Source organism: Pseudomonas sp. MWU12-2345 (assembly GCF_023242385.1).
GTDB classification, from domain to species: Bacteria; Pseudomonadota; Gammaproteobacteria; order Pseudomonadales; family Pseudomonadaceae; genus Aquipseudomonas; species Aquipseudomonas gingeri_D.
In genome coordinates this window covers 1-17,926 of record NZ_JALLJA010000016.1, presented here as the reverse complement: position 1 = coordinate 17,926, position 17,926 = coordinate 1, and the positions used below count along the sequence as shown (strand labels likewise).

Here is a 17,926-nt window from a genome sequence, read left to right as displayed (position 1 = left end):
ATGTACAAACTGACCATTGAAGGCCTGCACAAGAGCTATGGCGAACACCAGGTGCTCAAGGGCGTCTCGCTCAAGGCCAAGACCGGCGACGTGATCAGCCTGATCGGCGCCAGCGGCTCGGGCAAGAGTACCTTCCTGCGCTGCATCAACTTTCTCGAAACGCCCAATGACGGCGCCATGAGCCTCGACGGCCAGGCGATCCGCATGGTCAGCGACAAGCACGGCATGCGCGTCGCCGACGACGCCGAGTTGCAGCGCCTGCGCACCCGCCTGGCCATGGTGTTCCAGCACTTCAACCTGTGGAGCCACATGAGCGTGCTGGAAAACATCACCATGGCCCCGCGCCGGGTGCTGGGGGTGAGCAAGAAAGACGCCGAGGACCGTGCCCGTCGCTACCTGGACAAGGTCGGCCTGCCGGCGCGGGTTGCCGATCAGTACCCGGCATTCCTGTCTGGCGGCCAGCAGCAGCGCGTGGCAATTGCCCGGGCGCTGGCGATGGAGCCGGAAGTGATGCTGTTCGACGAACCGACCTCGGCGCTGGACCCGGAGCTGGTGGGTGAAGTGCTCAAGGTGATCCAGGGGCTGGCCGAGGAAGGCCGGACCATGATCATGGTGACCCACGAAATGAGCTTCGCCCGCAAGGTTTCCAGCCAGGTGCTGTTCCTGCACCAGGGGTTGGTGGAAGAACAGGGCGCGCCGGACGATGTGTTGGGCAATCCGCAGAGCGAGCGGCTGCGGCAGTTCCTCAGTGGCAATCTGAAGTAATCAAAACGGCTCTTCAGCCGTGCGCCGCCGGCCATGGATAGGCCAGCCACGTCTCCAGGCGCTTGGCGAAGCGGCCGCTTTCCATATCCTGGTGCAGCCACTGGTCGACATACTGCTTGAGCACGATGTCACGGGGCAGCAACACGGCCTTCTCGGAAAAATCGAAAGGTTGGTCCGGATGCACCGCGCACAGCTCGGGGTGCAGTTTCTGCTGCACCCGGGTCTCCACCGCGTCGGTCATCATCAGGTCGGCCTTGCCGTCGACGATCTGCTGGAAAATCGTCACATTGTCCGGATGCACGAGGATCTGCGCCTGCTTGAGGTTGGCACGGGCGAACTTCTCGTTGGTCCCGCCGGGATTGACGATAGCCCGGACATTCGGCCGGTCGATCTGGGCCAGGGTCTGGAAGTCCTGCTGCCGGGAGCAGAGGGTGATCGGCGTCTTGCCGTCACGCTGGTAAGGCTGTGAGAAAAACGCCAGCTTCTGGCGCTCCATGTTCACCGAGATTCCGCTGATCGCCAGGTCGAACCTGTCGGCCAGCAGATCGCCCATCAGCGTCGGCCAGGTGGTCGGCACCAGTTCCAGCTTGACCCCCAGGGATGCCGCCAGCCCTTCGGCCAGCTCGATATCCAGGCCGATAAAACCATCCGCATTCTTGTAGCTGAACGGTTTGTAGTCACCGGTGGTGCCAACGCGCAATACGCCCTGCTGAACGATACGGTCAAGTCGGCTGCTGGTGGCTTCCTGTTGGGAAACAGCGCTACTGGTCAGCGGCTGTGGCGCGGCAATGGCAGTGCCGGTCAGTAACAACCCGGCGAACAGGCAGCGGGAAAAATACGCGGGAATGGCAAACGTCATGGGTGGCCTTTTTTTCTGGGTCTTGGCCACAGCTTTGTATCGTATAGATGATCGAGAGTCGACACCGTCCTGCAGGAGCATGGCTTACCCACGAAATGGCCCTTGAGGCCGCCAAAAAAGTCGCTGGCAAGCCATGCGCCTACAGGAGTCGCGCTCGATCGAAGCCCGTCGAAAGGCCAAAACAGGGCTCAGGCGTCGGGAGACGGCGTATTGTCGGGAATCAGCGGCTCGCCGTTGTCGGGCGGCTGGGTGGGCGTGGTGGGCTCGGAGGGTTGCGGCGTATCCGGATCAGGCTGCCCCGGGATACCCGGGATGCCACTGGTCATGCCCTGGGGATGCGCCAGCAACGACCAGGCCAACAGACCCACTTGATTGGGTTCAAGTTTCGCCAGTTGAGCGCTGATACTTGGATCGTTCTTCATGGGGGTACTCCTGAGCGTGGAAGCCCGGCCTGTCTTGCACAAACCGGGACAGTGCACCCAGTAGAGTGCACCCGCGCCGAGGAATTCCCTGTTTCGACGCGCCCTTCGTCAGGTCCGCGGCAGGGTCACGCCACGCTGGCCCTGATACTTGCCGCCACGGTCCTTATAGGACACTTCGCATTCTTCGTCGGACTCCAGGAACAACATCTGCGCCACGCCTTCGTTGGCGTAGATCTTCGCCGGCAGCGTGGTGGTGTTGGAGAACTCCAGGGTCACGTGGCCTTCCCATTCCGGTTCCAGCGGCGTGACGTTGACGATGATCCCGCAACGGGCGTAGGTGCTCTTGCCCAGGCAGATGGTCAGCACATTGCGCGGAATACGGAAGTATTCGACGGTGCGGGCCAGGGCGAAGGAGTTGGGCGGAATGATGCAGACGTCGCTCTTCACATCGACGAAGCTGCCCGCGTCGAAGTTTTTCGGATCGACGGTCGCCGAATTGATGTTGGTGAACACCTTGAATTCGTCGGCGCAGCGCACATCGTAGCCATAGCTCGAGACACCGAAGGAAATCACCCGGTTGTCGGCTTCGCCACGCACCTGGCGCTCGACGAAAGGCTCGATCATGCCGTGTTCTTGCGCCATGCGGCGAATCCACTTGTCCGATTTGATGCTCATGGCGGGTGTCCTGATATAGCGAGGTGGAGAAATTCTGTCCGGCATCTTACCGGGGTGCGCCGCCGGGTTAAAGCGCCGACGCCGCTTCTCGCGATGACGCTGTCCCCCTGCCTGACAAATCGGCTATTTGAGCGGGGTTGTCCCCCTGGCCGGCCGCCGTCAGTCACGAAATAGGCGAAACCTTGTTGAAGACCATTGGCACGTCTCGGAAAGTGGGGTATGGTGGCGCCACTGTGCTGCTTGTGTCACTGAGAATCTCTACACGATGTTGAATTTCGATCCAACCATCTCCAAGAATTTTTCCTGCTCTTTGCACTCAGTCTCGGCCAGGGCTTTTCCTGAGTCGCAGTTAACTTTGTCCAAGGAGACATCAAATGTCTAATCGCCAAACCGGTACCGTTAAGTGGTTCAACGATGAAAAAGGCTTCGGCTTCATCACTCCACAATCCGGTGACGACCTGTTCGTACACTTCAAAGCAATCCAATCCGACGGCTTCAAAAGCCTGAAAGAAGGCCAACAGGTTTCTTTCATCGCTACCCGCGGTCAGAAAGGCATGCAAGCTGAAGAAGTTCAAGTTATCTAACTTGTACTGATCCAGTAAAAAAGCCCCGCCCTCAAAAGCGGGGCTTTTTTGTGCCCGGGTGTTTTTGCCAGCTTGCGCCAGGTATCGGGACCTACGCCAACCCAGCGTACGACACAAATCCTGTAGGAGCCGGCTTGCTGGCTCCTACAGGGACCGCGCTGCGCCTCGATTGAGGCGCAACGGCATCAATCGTCGCTGATGGTGATATTCGGCATCGCCTGGCTGGCCGCTTCCTGCAACACGATCCGCGCGCCCACGTGCCGTGCCAGCTCCTGATAGACCATGGCGATCTGGCTGTCCGGCTCGGCGATCACCGTCGGCTTGCCACCATCGGCCTGCTCACGGATCAGCATCGACAACGGCAACGAAGCCAGCAGCTCGACACCATATTGGCTCGCCAGCTTCTCACCGCCGCCCTCGCCGAACAGGTGCTCGGCATGACCGCAGTTCGAACAAATGTGTACCGCCATGTTCTCCACGACACCCAGCACCGGGATATTCACTTTGCGGAACATCTCCACGCCCTTGCGCGCATCCAGCAAGGCCAGGTCCTGGGGAGTGGTGACGATCACCGCGCCGGCCACCGGAACCTTCTGCGCCAGGGTCAGCTGGATATCGCCAGTCCCGGGCGGCATATCGATCACCAGGTAGTCCAGGTTGCCCCAGTCGGTCTGGGTCACCAATTGCAACAAAGCCCCGGACACCATCGGACCGCGCCAGACCATCGGCGTGTTGTCGTCGGTTAGGAAAGCCATGGACATCACTTCCACGCCATGGGACTCGATGGGCACGAACCATTTCTGGTCCTTGATCTTCGGCCGTGTGCCTTCGGCGACGCCGAACATGATGCCCTGGCTCGGCCCGTAGATATCGGCGTCGAGAATCCCCACCCGAGCCCCTTCGCGAGCCAGCGCCAGCGCCAGGTTGGCCGCCGTGGTCGACTTGCCCACCCCGCCCTTGCCGGAGGCCACTGCCACCACGTTCTTCACGTTGGCCAGGCCCGGGATCTGCGCCTGGGCCTTGTGCGCGGCGATCACGCAATCGATCTCGACCTTGGCCGAAGCCACGCCGTCCAGGCCTTCGACGGCCATCTGCAGCATCTGCGCCCAGCCACTCTTGAACAGGCCGGCGGCATAACCCAGCTCCAGCCGGACCGTTACGCGATCACCCTGGATATCGATGGCCCGCACGCAGCCGGCGCTGACCGGGTCCTGGTTCAGATAAGGGTCGGTGTACTGGCGGAGGACGGCCTCCACCGCTGCGCGATTGACTGCGCTCATGGGCAACTCCCGAAAAAGACTGAGTAAAACAGGCAGCTATCCTAACCGTTCTGAAGCGCAGAGACATTCCACAAGGGGTGAATTATGTGCGCCGGGGCTTTATAGTGGCCGATCTCCGTTTCACTTCAAGTAGCCGAGCCCCATGTCCGAGCCACGCCAGATCCTCGTCACCAGCGCCCTGCCCTATGCCAATGGTTCCATTCACCTTGGCCACATGGTCGAGTATGTCCAGACGGACATGTGGGTGCGCTTCCAGAAGCACCGCGGCAATCAATGCATCTACGTCTGCGCTGACGACGCCCACGGCTCGGCCATCATGTTGCGCGCCGAGAAGGAAGGCATCACCCCGGAACAGTTGATCGCCAACGTCCAGGTCGAGCACAGCGGCGACTTCGCCGACTTCCTCGTGGAGTTCGATAATTTCCATTCGACCCACGCCGAGGAAAACCGCGAACTGTCCACTCAGATCTACCTGCGCCTGCGCGACGCCGGGCATATCGCCACGCGTTCGATCACCCAGTATTTCGACCCGGAAAAGCAGATGTTCCTGGCCGACCGCTTCATCAAGGGCACCTGCCCGAAATGCGGCACCGAAGACCAGTACGGCGACAACTGCGAGAAATGCGGCGCCACCTATGCACCGACCGACCTGAAAGACCCGAAATCGGCGATTTCCGGGGCGACGCCGGTGCTCAAGGATTCCCAGCACTTCTTCTTCAAGCTGCCGGACTTCCAGGCCATGCTGCAAACCTGGACCCGCAGCGGCACCTTGCAGGACGCCGTGGCGAACAAGATCGCCGAATGGCTGGATGCCGGCCTGCAACAGTGGGACATCTCCCGCGATGCGCCGTATTTCGGCTTCGAGATCCCGGATGAGCCTGGCAAGTATTTCTACGTCTGGCTGGACGCGCCGATCGGCTACATGGCCAGCTTCAAGAACCTCTGCGCACGGCGTCCGGAACTGGACTTCGACGCGTTCTGGGGCAAGGACTCCACCACCGAGCTGTACCACTTCATCGGCAAGGACATCGTCAACTTCCACGCCCTGTTCTGGCCGGCGATGCTCGAAGGCGCGGGCTACCGCAAGCCGACCGGGATCAACGTGCACGGCTACCTGACCGTCAACGGCCAGAAAATGTCCAAGTCCCGCGGCACCTTTATCAAGGCCCGTACCTACCTGGACCACCTGTCACCGGAATACCTGCGTTACTACTACGCGGCCAAGCTGGGCAAAGGCGTCGACGACCTCGACCTGAACCTGGAAGACTTCGTGCAGAAGGTCAACTCGGACCTGGTGGGCAAGGTAGTCAACATCGCCAGCCGTTGCGCCGGGTTTATCCACAAGGGCAATGCCGGTGTGCTGGTGGCCGGCAACGCCGCGCCGGAACTGACCGACGCCTTCCTCGCCGCCACCCCGAGCATCGCCGAGGCCTACGAGGCACGGGATTTCGCCCGGGCCATGCGCGAAATCATGGGTCTGGCCGACCGCGCCAACGCCTGGATCGCCGACAAGGCACCCTGGTCCCTGGCCAAGCAGGAAGGCAAGCAGGATGAAGTCCAGGCCGTCTGTGCCGTGGGCATCAACCTGTTCCGCCAGTTGATCATCTTCCTCAAGCCGGTGCTGCCGCTGCTGGCCGCCGATGCCGAGGCCTTCCTGAATGTCGCGCCGCTGACCTGGAACGATCACGCCACCTTGCTCGCCAACCATCAGTTGAACGAGTTCAAGCCCTTGATGACCCGTATCGACCCGGTAAAAGTACAAGCCATGACCGACGCCTCGAAGGAAGACCTCACCGCCAGCCAGACCGACACCGGTAGCGCCGCCCCGCAAGGCAACGGCGAGCTGGCCAAGGACCCGCTGTCGGCGGAAATCGACTTCGACGCCTTTGCCGCCGTCGACCTGCGCGTCGCGCTGATTCTCAAGGCCGAAGCCGTCGAGGGCGCGGACAAGCTGCTGCGCCTGACCCTGGATATCGGTGATGAGCAACGCAACGTGTTTTCCGGGATCAAGAGCGCCTACCCGAACCCGGCCGAACTGGAAGGTCGCCTGACCATGATGATCGCCAACCTCAAGCCACGGAAAATGCGCTTCGGCATCTCCGAAGGCATGGTGATGGCGGCCGGCCCCGGCGGTGAAGAAATCTACCTGCTGAGCCCGGACACCGGCGCCAAGCCAGGCCAGCGGATCAAGTAACCGTCCGCCCCTGCTCGCGGGCCATGTGCATTCATGGCCCGCGATGTCGCAAAACTGGTACGCAGTCCCTCCTTGCCGGATAATCAGTGTTGTTCGCTAATCCGGCATGATCATGATCGATTTTGTTTTTCCCCTCGTCAGTGCAGCCCTGCTCAACAATTTCGTGTTGCACTGGCCCCTGGGCGTCGATCCACTGCTGCAGGCCAGGCCAGACGCCGCCGGCGAACGCCTGGCACTCCACGCGCTGGGAATTGCCACCAGCACCCTGATGCTGATCACAACGCTGATCAGCCACAGCCTCTACCACTATGTGCTGCTGCCCCAGGGCCTGGAGGCCTTCAAGCTGTTCGTCTTCCTGCCCACCAGCGTATTGCTGATCGGCCCGGTCCTGACCCTGCTTGCGCGCTGCCTGCCACGCCTGCCGTTTGCCGGACTCACAACGCTGCTGCTGGGCAATGCCGGCATCCTCGGCTTGAGCCTGCTCAACGCCGCCAATGACCAGGGACTGGCCCAGGCGCTCCTCACCAGCCTGGGTGCCGGACTGGGTTTCTGGCTGGTCCTGAACCTGTTCAACGACCTGCGCCAACGTACTTTCCACGAGGAGGTTCCATTACCCTTTCGCGGCCTGCCGATCGAGCTGATCGGCGCCGGTTTGATGGGCGTGGCTTTCCTCGGTTTAACTGCATTGGTCAAACCATGAGCCTGATTCAACGTATCGATGCCCTGCTGCCGCAGACCCAATGCGGTAAATGCGGGCACCCGGGCTGCAAGCCCTACGCCGAAGGCATCGCCCAGGGCGAAGCGATCAACAAATGCCCGCCGGGCGGTGGCGAAACCATTGCCGCCCTGGCCGAACTGCTGCACGTGCCGGTCCTGCTGCTGGATCCGGAACGCGGCAGCGCCCCGGCCCAGGTCGCGTTTATCCGCGAGGCCGAGTGCATCGGTTGCACCAAGTGCATCCAGGCCTGCCCGGTGGATGCCATTGTCGGCGCGGCCAAGTGGATGCACAGCGTGATCGTCGACGAGTGCACCGGCTGCGACCTGTGCGTGGCGCCCTGCCCGGTGGATTGCATCGAAATGCATCCGCTGCCCATCGCCCAGGTCGTGCCGGTGGTCGGCGGCCTGGCCAACAGCACCGAAGAACGACAGGCGCGCACGGAAAAACGCAATCGCGCCCGGCGGCGCTTCGAAAACCGTAACGCCCGGCTGCACGCCGAAGAACAGCGCAAGCAGGCCGAACGCCTGGCCCGTACGCAGCGTGCGGCGCAACCCGAGCCCGTTGCGACCAACCCGGTGCAGGACGCCATTGCGCGGATCAAGGCGCAGAAAGCCGAGGCCGCCGACGCGGCCCTGAAAAAAGCCAAGATCACTCTGGCCATGAGCCGGGCGCAGTTGAACAAATCGCTGAAAGCTTTCGGCCACCCGCCCATTGCCGAACAGGCCGCGCAACTGGTGCTGCTGCAAGAGCAATTCGAGGCGGCGGAACAGGCCCTGCGCGACGCCGAGAAAGCCCATGCGGCCCCTTGAAACGCCAGACGAACGCACCCGCCAGGCCATGCAATGGGTGTTGCTCGCCACCTTGCCTGGAATCGCGGTGCTGCTCTGGCTCACGGGTTGGGCCATCCTGATCAACCTGCTGCTGGCCGGTACCACAGCGCTGGCAGCCGAAGCGCTGGCCCTCGGTTTGCGTCGCCGTCCGGTACGCCCCGCGTTGATGGACGGCAGCGCCCTGGTCAGCGCCGTCCTGCTGGCCATCGCCCTGCCGCCCTATTGCCCCTGGTGGTTGACCATCACCGCGGCGGCCAGCGCCTTGCTGTTGGGCAAACACCTGTATGGCGGGGTGGGGAAAAATCCATTCAATCCGGCCATGCTCGGTTATGCCCTGGTCCTCGTCAGCTTTCCCGGCACCATGACCCATTGGTCGATCAACCATGGCCTGGACCTGCTCGGCGGCCTGCAATCGGTCTTCGGCGTGCATCTCGACGGGCAGCCGGACGCCTGGGTCCAGGCCACCGCACTCGATACCCTGCGTATCAACAAAAGCCTGACCATGGACGAGCTCTTTGCCGGCAACCCCGCGTTCGGGCATTTTGGCGGCAAGGGCAGCGAATGGCTCAATCTGGCCTTTCTTGCCGGCGGCGCCTTTCTGCTCAGGCAAAAAGTCTTCAGTTGGCATGCGCCGGCGGGGATGCTGGGCAGCCTGTTTATCCTCAGCCTGCTGTTCTGGAATGGTTCCGGCTCGGATTCCCACGGCTCGCCGCTGTTTCACCTACTGACTGGCGCGACCATGCTCGGTGCATTTTTCATCGTCACCGAGCCGGTCTCCGGCGCCAAAAGCCCCAGGGCACGCCTGCTGTTCGGCATCGGCGTCGGCACGCTGACCTACGTGATCCGCACCTGGGGCAGCTACCCCGATGGCGTGGCCTTTGCCGTGCTGCTGATGAACCTCGCGGTACCGTCCCTGGAACGCCTGACGGCCAGCCCTGTGAAGGAGCCGACAGCATGAACAGAACCGCCTCGGCACTTATCCTGCTGGCCATCGCCGGGCTGGGGATCGGCCTGACCTGGCAGGCACGGCAACACGCGTGGCCGCGGGTCCAGGAGCAACGCGAGGCGATTGAAAACCGCAGGCTGCTCGATGTCTTGCCGCCAGGGCAATACCAGAACCGCCCACTGTTGCTGGAGGCGCCGCAGCAACCCCACAGCCTGCTGATCAGCGCCGTCCTGATGCTCAAGGATGGACAACCGGCAGCGGTTGTCCTGCAAAGTCGGACCCAGGGTTACGGTGGCCCGCTGGAACTGATGATCGGGATTGGCGCCAACGGCAGGTTGCTCGGGGTCAAGACCTTGTCGCACTCGGAAACACCCGGGCTGGGAGCAAAAATCGCTGACCCGGGTAATCTCTGGTGGCGACAGTGGTTGGGCAAATCCAGTGCGGATACCCCCGATAACGACTGGAAACTGAAAAAAGATGGCGGGCAATTCGACCAGATTGCCGGCGCAACAATCACCTCCCGCGCCGCCGTCGACGCCATTCATGATGCCCTGCGCTACTTCGATGAACACCTGGCGCCACTCATGGGAACAGCTGCTCATGAATAGACCCGCGATGTTCCAGGGAACGTTGGTCCTGACGCCGTTGCTCGGTGCCAGCGACTCGCTGCTCAAGGCGTTCTCGATCGGGCTCCTGAGCCTGATCACGATCAGCGCCTATGGCTTGTTGAGCCGGGCTCTCAAGCCCTGGATTCACCCGGGGCTGGCCGCGCTGGGCAGCATCCTGCTCGCCGCCACCCTGGTCAGTTGCCTGTCGCTCGGCCTTCAGGCCTGGGCCTGGGAACTGCACCAGGCCCTGGGCATCTACCCGGCCCTGATCAGCCTGCAATGCCTGCTATTGGAACGCCTGGGAGCATTCGAGCGCCGTCACCTGACGACCAGCGCCACCCTGCTCGCCAGCCTCGGGGTTGGCCTGCTGCTCATGGGAACGCTACGAGAACTGCTGGGTAACGGCACCTTGCTGGATCATATGCGCTGGCTGGTCCCGAGCGCGAGCGAGCTGCCACGCCTGTGGACCACCCAGGACGGGCTGCACCTGGCCAGCCTGACGCCGGGGGCCTTTATCCTTCTGGGCCTGCTGCTGGCCGCCAGGCAGGCCTGGAGCCAGCGCCAGCCAGCCAAGCCGGGCCCAACCTCAATTTCAAAGGAATCCACCGCCCCATGAACGCCGCCAAACGCCTGGAGATCTTTCGCAGATTCCACGAAGACAATCCCGATCCCAAGACCGAGCTGGCTTACTCGAGCCCCTTTGAACTGTTGATCGCGGTGATTCTCTCCGCCCAGGCCACCGACGTCAGCGTGAACAAGGCGACCGCCAAGCTCTATCCCGTGGCCAACACCCCACAAGCCATCCACGCCCTCGGGGTCGAAGGGCTGTCGGCGTATATCAAGACCATCGGCCTGTTCAACAGCAAGGCCAAGAACGTGATCGAGACCTGCCGTCTGTTGGTGGAAAACCACGGCGGCGAAGTGCCGCAAACCCGCGAGGCCCTGGAAGCCCTGCCCGGCGTCGGCCGCAAGACCGCCAATGTGGTGCTCAACACCGCGTTCCGGCAGCTGACCATGGCCGTCGACACGCATATTTTCCGGGTCAGCAATCGCACCGGCCTGGCGCCAGGCAAAGATGTGGTGGCGGTCGAGAAGCAATTGATGAAGTTTGTACCCAAGCCTTACCTGCTCGACGCCCACCACTGGTTGATCCTCCACGGGCGTTACGTCTGCCAGGCGCGCAAACCGCGTTGTGGCAGTTGCCGGATCGAAGACCTGTGTGATTACAAGGACAAGACCTCGGACGATTGAGGCGCTATTGGTTTTATTGATGAGGCGATTGAAAAAATCTTTTTTACCAGACGGGCATTTATCGATATAAGGGGCGCCAACGGCAGTCTTAGCCCGGAGTTATGTTTATGAGCACCGACAAAGAGCAATTGGACGTAGAAGACGACTTCATCGCTGCCGAAACCGAGGACAGCGAACCCGTGGTGGAAGTCGCCAAAACCAACCTCAGCAAGCGCCGCACCATCGATAACCTGCTGGAAGAGCGCCGCCTGAAAAGGCAATTGGCAGATTATGATTTCGACTTGTAATTAACATGCGCCCACTCAAAAGCCTCCTTTGCGGAGGCTTTTCGGTTTATAGAGGTGTCGTTGTTCACACGGAGCATCATCGATGCCGCACCGGCGGCCCTCTCCTGCCGGCTAAATACCAGGGGCTCTCCTTGTCGTCCCTGCTGCCTTCCCCCTTCTCCAAGCGTCCTCTGCCAAATGCCAGCCGTTAAACCAGGCCGTTGCGCTGTGCCAGCTCGATCAGGTCAACCAGCGAGCGGGCATTGAGCTTGAGCAATAAACGCGTTTTGTAGGTACTGACGGTCTTGTTGCTCAAGAACATGCCATCGGCAATTTCCTTGTTGCTCTTCCCTCTCGCCAATTGCTGCAACACCATCATTTCACGGCCGGAAAGCCGGTTGACCATATCGGCCTCGCTGGCATTCCCCAGGCTGGAGCGCACCGTGTGCAAGGCCTGGTTGGGGAAATAGCTGTAGCCGGATAGCACCGCCTTGATGGCACTGAGCATTTCAGTCAGGTCCTGCTGTTTGCACACATAACCCGCGGCGCCGGCCTGCATGCAACGCATGGAGAAATGCCCCGGGGCCTGCGAGGTCAACACCAGAACTTTGAAAGAAAGTCCCATAGACGTTAAACGGGCAATGACTTCCAGCCCGTCCAGTTTGGGGATCCCGATATCGAGTATAACAATGTCCGGCGCATGTTCCCGCGCCAGCTGTAAAGCATCTACACCGTTATCCGTCTCCGCAATGACTTCGTAGCCATGACGTTCCATCAGCATACGTACAGCAAGACGAATGACGGGATGATCATCCACGATCAGCACTTTATTCATGGGCAAGTCCAATTTTCGCTGTTCGAATTTTCAGAGTCAGCACAATAGCCTAGTCATACCCTCCTGGGCATAGCGCCTCCACCGGGCAGTACCAGCCAAAGACATTCCCTACAAACAACAGAGATTTGCCCTACAAAAAAAGCACCATCATAAAAAGTGCAACGCCTCAGAGGACAACCAGTCGTCCGGGCGCCATACAGTCCATGATAAACACCCCTCCCCGGAAGAGTTTCATTATGGCCCCAGCAGAACGACATCCTCTTGCTTCGTTTTGCCGGTTTCAAACATTAGAACGCAAGGCGATGGTGTGTCTAATGGATTTCTGCAACAAGAAATAATGCATTCCTGTGTGGCAAGCCCTGCCCTGGCCGCGCCCCCGCGCTCGTTGCCTGGACAGGTGACACCCGTGCCCATGGGCCACACGGGGCCAGGCTCGGGAAGTGGCCATAAAACGCTCCGGCATACACATAAGTAAAGACCGCATTATCAAAAAGATGTTTATTCTAAGATTCAGTCATCAGAAACGTTTGACAACTTGCATGCGCTCTTCGCGCGCCCCTACACAATCTGCCCCGAGTCGTTCAACCTCCATATCGCCCGGCCCTCAGCATTAACAGCCGTAAAACCTCACACTTTAAAAACGCCAATCCACAACCGATAAAAAGAACAGGAAATGGACTACACCCCGCCAAGAACGCTTACCTTCAATTCTACAAGCATCGCCCGAAAGCAACCCCCTCTGACTTGATCCTTTCCTGGCGGGCTGCAAACTCGATACTTGCTGACTCACTTCAAGACCTTCGAACACCACCCAATCGTTTATTCAATTCCTAACATCGAATGACATTAGCAAAGGTCTATCCTACGACTCGGACGAGCAGGCCATATATAATGAACGACCACACCTTCAAAAAGCATCTCAGCCCACACAAACCTCTGGATCTTGACCTGGATCTGGCCATAGACGACTTCCTCAAACGCGGCGGCACCATTGATCGCGTGCAGGGCCCGGTCTGCGAGCAAGCACCGCCGGACACTGGTGATCACGCCCCCACATCGGAGGAAGAGGAACAGGAAAGAGCCCGCAAAACCGAACTGCTGCGCGAGCTGATTACCAAAGGAGCGGGCATCTGCGCCCTGCAGTACTCGCTCAAGATGAACAAGAACGAGATAAAGCGCATGGCCCGGGAGAACGGTCTGAAGATCGTCCAGAGCCGCTCGCTGCACCTCACTCGAAAATGCCGGGCGTCGCACTCCGCCACCGCGGAGTTCGCCCAGGATGCGATAGCCGGACATGCCATGCACTATTGCGCGCTCGGTTACACCGCCATCGAAATCGCACAAAAACTCGACCTGACCGTGCGCCAGGTCTGCGAACTCGGGAAAAACTACCGCTTCGAACTCAATCACCGCAACGACAATCGGGATGAATAATACCGTCCCGACGGCAAAAAAAAGCCCCGGCCAGTGGCCGGGGCTTTTCAGGGCAACAACCGATCAGAACAAGCGACGGCCTTTGTTCGCCGCAATGCGCATGCGCAGCGCATTGAGCTTGATGAAGCCGGCCGCGTCGGCCTGGTTGTAGGCGCCGCCGTCTTCTTCGAAGGTGGCGATGTTGGCATCGAACAGCGACTCGTCGGACTTGCGGCCGGTGACGATGACGTTGCCCTTGTACAGCTTCAGGCGAACCACACCGTTCACGTGGGCCTGGGAAGCATCGATCATCTGCTGCAGCATCAGACGCTCAGGGCTCCACCAGTAGCCGGTGTAGATCAGGCTGGCGTACTTGGGCATCAGCTCGTCTTTCAGGTGAGCGACTTCGCGGTCCAGGGTGATCGACTCGATCGCCCGGTGCGCGCGCAGCATGATGGTGCCGCCCGGGGTTTCGTAGCAGCCGCGGGACTTCATGCCCACATAACGGTTCTCGACGATGTCCAGACGACCGATACCGTGTTCGCCACCGATACGGTTCAGGGTCGCCAGCACGGTGGCCGGGGTCATTTCGACGCCGTCCAGCGCGACGATATCGCCGTTGCGGTAGGTCAGTTCCAGGTACTGCGGCTTGTCAGGCGCGTTCTCCGGGGAGACGGTCCAACGCCACATGTCTTCTTCGTGCTCGGTCCAGGTGTCTTCCAGCACGCCACCTTCATAGGAAATGTGCAGCAGGTTGGCATCCATCGAGTACGGGGATTTTTTCTTGCCGTGACGCTCGATCGGGATGTTGTGCTTTTCAGCGTAATCCATCAGCTTTTCACGGGACAGCAGGTCCCATTCACGCCACGGAGCAATGACTTTCACGCCGGGCTTGAGGGCGTAGGCACCCAGTTCGAAACGGACCTGGTCGTTGCCCTTGCCGGTAGCGCCGTGGGAAATGGCGTCGGCGCCGGTTTCGTTGGCGATTTCGATCAGGCGCTTGGCGATCAGCGGACGCGCAATGGAAGTACCCAGCAGGTACTCGCCTTCGTAGACGGTATTGGCACGAAACATCGGGAACACGAAATCGCGCACGAACTCTTCGCGCAGGTCGTCGATGTAGATCTCTTTCACGCCCATGGCTTGCGCCTTGGCACGTGCAGGTTCGACCTCTTCGCCCTGACCCAGGTCAGCGGTGAAGGTCACCACTTCACAGTTATAAGTATCCTGCAGCCACTTGAGGATCACCGAAGTGTCCAGGCCGCCGGAATACGCCAGAACGACCTTGTTTACGTCGGCCATGCCATCACTCCACGGGGTTGTACGGAAAGGCGTCGATTCTAACGCTCAAACCGGTGGATTTACAGAGGCGCGACAGCTTAGGACGGCAAAGCGACAGATAATGTCGAGGCGGCGACGAAAACAGCCGCTTCAGGAGGTCTTCGCGGCACTCGCCGCATTGGCGACAGGCGCGGGAGCAGGAGCCGGCGCGGACTTCTCGGCGACCGGGACACGCTCCAGATGGATATTGACCCGGCGATTCTTCGCCCGGTTGGCCGCACTGTTGTTCGGCACCAGCGGATAACGTTCGCCGTGGAAGCGCATGACAATCTCCGATTCGGGGATGCCATTGGCCTTGAAGAAGTCCATCACCGCCAGCGCCCGGCGGCGTGACAGGTCACGGTTGGCCAGGCGATTGCCGGCATTGTCGGAGTGCCCGTCGAGCTCGATATGGTTGACGGTCGGGTCGGCCTTGATGAAGTCGAGCATCACCTGCAACTCGGCCTTGGCCTGGGCATCGAGGTCGACGCCGGTGCCGGGAAAACCGATCTGCGCCTGTTTCACTTGCTCGAAATTCTTCGGCAGCAGTTTCGCGGTGCACTCCTGGTAGTCGCTGTAGGCCTTGCTGAACTTCACCGGCAGCAGGCGTATTTCCGAAACGCCACCGTCTCTGGAGTAGTGACGAACCAACGGGCTGCGGCCCTCCATCAGGCCACTGACCAGACGCCCGGCCTGGCCCTGGGAGCTGTTAAACAGCACATCGCCACTGCCGATCTGCACCGAGCCCAGGTTGATGTCGCCGCGCCCCGGCTGCCACGGTGCCGCAGCGGCCAGCAGGGTCGCCGAACCGCCACCGAGTACGTGGTTGTAGGATTTCAGGCGAAAGGTCACCTGCTCGCCGGCCCGGCGCACGAACTCACCGGCACCGAAGTCGGTGATCGGCTGGCTCAGCCGACACTCGAACTTGTCCCCTTCCACCTTCCACTCGATGCTCTCCAGACGGGTCTGGAAAGTCATGGCCATGGCGGGCAGGCTGGCGAACATACTGAGCAAGGCTAAATAACGCTGGCGCACGGGAGGCTCCACTGAATGTCTACATCGTCAAGACAGGCATGCCGATTCCACGCCCTACCTCTGTGGTATCGGTTGCCCGTGGCAAAACTTGATAGCGAGTGCCTGAGGCCGTCTTTTCCGGTAGCATTCCCTTCAGTTCGACCCGCCTGGAATCCCCAATGTCCGACCGCCTGACCCTGCTGCGTCCCGACGACTGGCATATTCATCTTCGCGATGGTGCTGCGTTACCCCACACTGTCGCGGATGTTGCGCGCACCTTCGGCCGCGCCATCATCATGCCAAACCTGCTGCCACCGGTGCGCAACGCCGCGGAAGCCGACGCCTATCGCCAGCGTATTCTCGCTGCGCGCCCGGCCGGCAGCCGCTTCGAACCGTTGATGGTGCTCTACCTCACCGACCGGACCCAGCCCGAGGACATCCGCGCCGCCAAGGCCAGTGGTTTCGTCCACGCCGCCAAGCTCTACCCGGCCGGCGCGACCACCAACTCGGACTCCGGCGTGACCAGCATCGACACGATCTTCCCGGTCCTGGAAGCCATGGCCGAAGTCGGTATGCCACTGTTGATCCACGGTGAAGTCACCCGTGGCGAGGTCGATGTGTTCGACCGCGAGAAACTCTTCATCGACGAGCATATGCGCCGCGTCGTCGAGCGTTTCCCGAGCCTGAGGGTGGTGTTCGAACACATCACCACGGCGGATGCGGTGCAGTTTGTCAGCGAGGCCCCGGCCAACGTCGGCGCGACCATCACCGCTCATCACCTGCTGTACAACCGCAACCACATGCTGGTGGGCGGTATCCGCCCGCACTTCTACTGCCTGCCGATCCTCAAGCGCGGCACGCACCAGGAAGCCCTGCTGACGGCAGCGACCAGTGGCAATCCGAAGTTTTTCCTCGGCACCGACTCGGCGCCCCATGCCCAGCACGCCAAGGAAGCCGCCTGCGGTTGTGCCGGCTGCTACACCGCCTATGCCGCGATCGAGTTGTATGCCGAAGCCTTCGAACAGCGCAATGCGCTGGACAAACTCGAAGGTTTCGCCAGCCTGCATGGCCCGCGCTTCTACGGCCTGCCGGCGAACACCGAACAGATCACCCTGGTCCGTGAAGAATGGACCGCCCCGACCAGCCTGCCATTCGGCGAGCTGTCAGTCATCCCGCTGCGCGCCGGTGAAAAACTGCGCTGGCGCCTGCTGGAGAAAACGCTGTGAGTGAAGAGCATTTCGACGACGAACAAGAAGGCAATGGCGGCGGTACCGGTTCCCGGCACCCGATGGCCGCACGCTTTCGTGGCTACCTGCCGGTTGTCGTCGATGTCGAGACCGGAGGTTTCAACGCCGCCACCGACGCCCTGCTGGAAATCGCCGCGACCACCATCGGCATGGACGAAAAAGGCTTTGTGTTCCCGGAGCACACCTATTTCTTCCGCGTCGAACCGTTCGAAGGCGCCAATATCGAAGCCGCTGCCCTGGAGTTCACCGGGATCAAGCTCGATCACCCACTGCGCATGGCGGTCAGCGAAGAAGCCGCACTGACCGACATTTTCCGTGGTGTGCGCAAGGCCCTGAAGGCCAACGGTTGCAAACGCGCGATCCTGGTCGGTCACAACAGCAGCTTCGACCTGGGCTTCCTCAACGCCGCCGTGGCGCGGCTGGACATGAAGCGCAACCCGTTCCACCCGTTCTCCAGCTTCGACACCGCCACCCTCGCCGGTCTCGCCTACGGTCAGACCGTATTGGCCAAGGCCTGCCAGGCGGCCGATATCGACTTTGACGGACGCGAAGCCCACTCGGCCCGCTACGACACCGAGAAGACCGCCGATCTGTTCTGCGGCATCGTCAACCGCTGGAAACAAATGGGTGGCTGGGAAGACTACAACGACTGATCCGGTCGACGAAGCAATCACCGCCCATAAAAAAACCGGTCATCAA

General features: G+C 61.0%; 19 protein-coding genes and 1 pseudogene. 13 read left to right on the top strand and 7 right to left on the bottom strand.

The features are described 5' to 3' along the window. Window positions 1-765 (top strand): ATP-binding cassette domain-containing protein, encoded by a 765-nt coding sequence (locus M5C71_RS25385; RefSeq protein WP_103498265.1) that lies wholly within the window; start codon window positions 1-3, stop codon window positions 763-765. A 13-nt stretch (window positions 766-778) separates the two neighbouring features. Here M5C71_RS25385 and M5C71_RS25380 read toward each other — a convergent pair whose 3' ends face one another. From M5C71_RS25380 to dcd, 3 genes are all read right to left on the bottom strand, one after another. Then, window positions 779-1,624 carry a transporter substrate-binding domain-containing protein gene (locus M5C71_RS25380; RefSeq protein WP_103498264.1) on the bottom strand — a complete coding sequence of 282 codons (846 nt, stop codon included), beginning with the start codon at window positions 1,622-1,624 and terminating at the stop codon, window positions 779-781. Between the two features lie 188 nt (window positions 1,625-1,812). Further along, a complete protein-coding gene (locus M5C71_RS25375; RefSeq protein WP_103498263.1) occupies window positions 1,813-2,046 on the bottom strand; it encodes a hypothetical protein in 234 nt (77 codons plus the stop codon). A 108-nt stretch (window positions 2,047-2,154) separates the two neighbouring features. Then, a complete protein-coding gene (dcd, locus tag M5C71_RS25370) occupies window positions 2,155-2,721 on the bottom strand; it encodes a dCTP deaminase (RefSeq protein ID WP_100944471.1) in 567 nt (188 codons plus the stop codon). A 374-nt stretch (window positions 2,722-3,095) separates the two neighbouring features. On the opposite strand from dcd, the gene M5C71_RS25365 reads away from it, so the two are divergent. Beyond that, complete coding sequence (locus M5C71_RS25365) at window positions 3,096-3,305, top strand: cold-shock protein (RefSeq protein WP_002554837.1); 210 nt, start codon at window positions 3,096-3,098, stop codon at window positions 3,303-3,305. Between the two features lie 185 nt (window positions 3,306-3,490). On the opposite strand, the gene apbC is transcribed toward M5C71_RS25365, so the two are convergent. Next, window positions 3,491-4,585, bottom strand: coding sequence for an iron-sulfur cluster carrier protein ApbC (gene apbC, locus M5C71_RS25360; RefSeq protein WP_177102760.1), 1,095 nt, complete (start codon window positions 4,583-4,585; stop codon window positions 3,491-3,493). A 142-nt stretch (window positions 4,586-4,727) separates the two neighbouring features. Here apbC and metG point away from each other — a divergent pair, with 142 nt between their 5' ends. The 8 genes and pseudogenes from metG to M5C71_RS25320 all read left to right on the top strand — a co-directional run bounded on the left by metG (window position 4,728) and on the right by M5C71_RS25320 (window position 11,419). Beyond that, a complete protein-coding gene (gene metG, locus M5C71_RS25355) occupies window positions 4,728-6,779 on the top strand; it encodes a methionine--tRNA ligase (RefSeq protein ID WP_103494156.1) in 2,052 nt (683 codons plus the stop codon). 112 nt (window positions 6,780-6,891) lie between these two features. After that, a complete protein-coding gene (locus M5C71_RS25350) occupies window positions 6,892-7,479 on the top strand; it encodes an Rnf-Nqr domain containing protein (RefSeq protein ID WP_103494191.1) in 588 nt (195 codons plus the stop codon). Next, a pseudogene (gene rsxB, locus M5C71_RS25345) lies at window positions 7,476-8,273 on the top strand (electron transport complex subunit RsxB); the annotation flags it as partial. The gene M5C71_RS25350 and the pseudogene rsxB, both read left to right, overlap by 4 nt. Window positions 8,274-8,292: 19 nt before the next feature. Next, window positions 8,293-9,285 carry an RnfABCDGE type electron transport complex subunit D gene (locus tag M5C71_RS25340; RefSeq protein ID WP_248768984.1) on the top strand — a complete coding sequence of 331 codons (993 nt, stop codon included), beginning with the start codon at window positions 8,293-8,295 and terminating at the stop codon, window positions 9,283-9,285. Beyond that, the gene (locus M5C71_RS25335; RefSeq protein ID WP_248768983.1) at window positions 9,282-9,881 is read left to right on the top strand and encodes an RnfABCDGE type electron transport complex subunit G; all 600 of its coding nucleotides are present in this window, start codon (window positions 9,282-9,284) and stop codon (window positions 9,879-9,881) included. Before M5C71_RS25340 ends, M5C71_RS25335 begins: the two co-directional genes overlap by 4 nt. Beyond that, window positions 9,874-10,497 (top strand): Rnf-Nqr domain containing protein, encoded by a 624-nt coding sequence (locus M5C71_RS25330; RefSeq protein WP_103494160.1) that lies wholly within the window; start codon window positions 9,874-9,876, stop codon window positions 10,495-10,497. The genes M5C71_RS25335 and M5C71_RS25330 overlap by 8 nt, the downstream gene beginning before the upstream one ends. Next, window positions 10,494-11,132: an endonuclease III gene (gene nth / locus M5C71_RS25325; protein ID WP_103494161.1), complete on the top strand. Its 639-nt coding sequence runs from the start codon at window positions 10,494-10,496 to the stop codon at window positions 11,130-11,132. Before M5C71_RS25330 ends, nth begins: the two co-directional genes overlap by 4 nt. 107 nt (window positions 11,133-11,239) lie before the next feature. After that, window positions 11,240-11,419, top strand: a complete 180-nt coding sequence (locus M5C71_RS25320) for a hypothetical protein (RefSeq protein WP_100944479.1) — start codon at window positions 11,240-11,242, stop codon at window positions 11,417-11,419. A gap of 187 nt (window positions 11,420-11,606) precedes the next feature. On the opposite strand, the gene M5C71_RS25315 is transcribed toward M5C71_RS25320, so the two are convergent. Continuing rightward, window positions 11,607-12,233 (bottom strand): response regulator transcription factor, encoded by a 627-nt coding sequence (locus M5C71_RS25315; RefSeq protein WP_040070340.1) that lies wholly within the window; start codon window positions 12,231-12,233, stop codon window positions 11,607-11,609. Window positions 12,234-13,124: 891 nt separating this feature from the next. Here M5C71_RS25315 and M5C71_RS25310 point away from each other — a divergent pair. Further along, complete coding sequence (locus M5C71_RS25310; protein ID WP_103494162.1) at window positions 13,125-13,667, top strand: hypothetical protein; 543 nt, start codon at window positions 13,125-13,127, stop codon at window positions 13,665-13,667. 63 nt (window positions 13,668-13,730) lie between these two features. Here the strand turns inward: M5C71_RS25310 and M5C71_RS25305 are convergent, their stop codons facing one another. Next, window positions 13,731-14,948 (bottom strand): argininosuccinate synthase, encoded by a 1,218-nt coding sequence (locus M5C71_RS25305; protein WP_100944481.1) that lies wholly within the window; start codon window positions 14,946-14,948, stop codon window positions 13,731-13,733. A 129-nt stretch (window positions 14,949-15,077) separates the two neighbouring features. After that, on the bottom strand, window positions 15,078-16,001 hold the full coding sequence (locus tag M5C71_RS25300) for an OmpA family protein (protein WP_103494163.1): 924 nt from the start codon (window positions 15,999-16,001) through the stop codon (window positions 15,078-15,080). A 158-nt stretch (window positions 16,002-16,159) separates the two neighbouring features. On the opposite strand from M5C71_RS25300, the gene pyrC reads away from it, so the two are divergent. Both pyrC and rnt read left to right on the top strand, forming a co-directional pair. Beyond that, entirely contained in the window at window positions 16,160-17,206 is a 1,047-nt protein-coding gene (gene pyrC / locus M5C71_RS25295) for a dihydroorotase (protein WP_248768982.1), read from the top strand. Next, the gene (rnt, locus tag M5C71_RS25290; protein WP_103494165.1) at window positions 17,203-17,880 is read left to right on the top strand and encodes a ribonuclease T; all 678 of its coding nucleotides are present in this window, start codon (window positions 17,203-17,205) and stop codon (window positions 17,878-17,880) included. The genes pyrC and rnt overlap by 4 nt, the downstream gene beginning before the upstream one ends. Window positions 17,881-17,926: the final 46 nt, after the last annotated feature.